Below are 965 nucleotides of genomic sequence, written 5' to 3'. Positions count from 1 at the left end.
GCTTAGCGGGTACCACTCGATTCTTGGTTGGGATTCATGCCCCGCTGGTCACTCTTCGGTGGTGGGTGAAACCGGATCCGCGCGCACTTGGAGAAGTCGACGCCTCAAGCCGGCCACCATCGGGTCCCGCCCTTCCCGTCTCACGGAGTCCTCCCGAATGACGCTACGGCATACATTACCTGCGGTAACCCGGCAGGATAAGGGACATTGAGGGGCATATCGGACCCTTGGAGGGCTTAATGTACGCCGTAGCGTCATTCCGCGAATGACCCCAGCCCGGCGATGGGGCGGATGGGACCGGCGGGACGGACGGAGCCCGCACGATCCGCGCGCCCGGTGAGCCAAGACCCGCACACCCGATGCCGACTGCCGATCCGGCTCCACCCCCACCGGAGAATGACCAGCGGGGCATGAATCCCGGCCAATGGACGAGGGATTGCCGCTAAGCGCCGCCGCGTCACCCCATTCAATGACAGCGGGAAGCCACCCCYRGACCCGACAGCCGCCGACGGCGCCCGGGAACCTCCGGTCCCCGGAGCGGATGCCCCATCCCCCGGGCCGCCCTCCGAGTGTTAAAAGGCAGCCGGGGCCGGGCGGTCAAGGGTGGCCGAAGGCCATCGCGCAGCGACGCGACGAAGGAGCGCCCTTGAGGGACCGGACCCGGCTGCCACACTCGGAGAGAGGGCGGCCAACCACCAGAAACCAGCGAAGGACCCAGCACCCCAAGCACCCAGGGCGGTGCCCGGAAAGGCGCGCCTTCCCGGTCCCGGGGTGCCGCGACGGGTCCCTGTCCCTGTCCCGGTCCCGGTCCCGGGGTGCCGCGACTGCCCCGGTCCCGGTCCCGGTGCGGACCTGGCGCGTCCGTCAGACGGTGTCGCGCAGGTCCACCAGACGCTTGATCTTGCCCACCGAGCGCTCCAGCGTCTCCGGGTCGACCACCTCGACGGTGACCGACACCCCGATCC

The 965-nt window shown here is 69.4% G+C and carries 1 protein-coding gene; it reads right to left on the bottom strand.

Annotated features, from left to right (window positions below; translation table 11 throughout):
• Window positions 1-864 precede the first annotated feature (864 nt).
• A partial coding sequence (locus EAO71_RS35150; RefSeq protein ID WP_147981886.1) for an acyl-CoA synthetase family protein occupies window positions 865-965 on the bottom strand: 101 nt, incomplete at its 5' end.

The organism is Streptomyces sp. MS191 (assembly GCF_008042125.1).
Taxonomy (GTDB): Bacteria; Actinomycetota; Actinomycetes; order Streptomycetales; family Streptomycetaceae; genus Streptomyces.
Note: the sequence above shows the minus strand (reverse complement) of the source record. Positions and strands in the feature narration are given on the sequence as shown.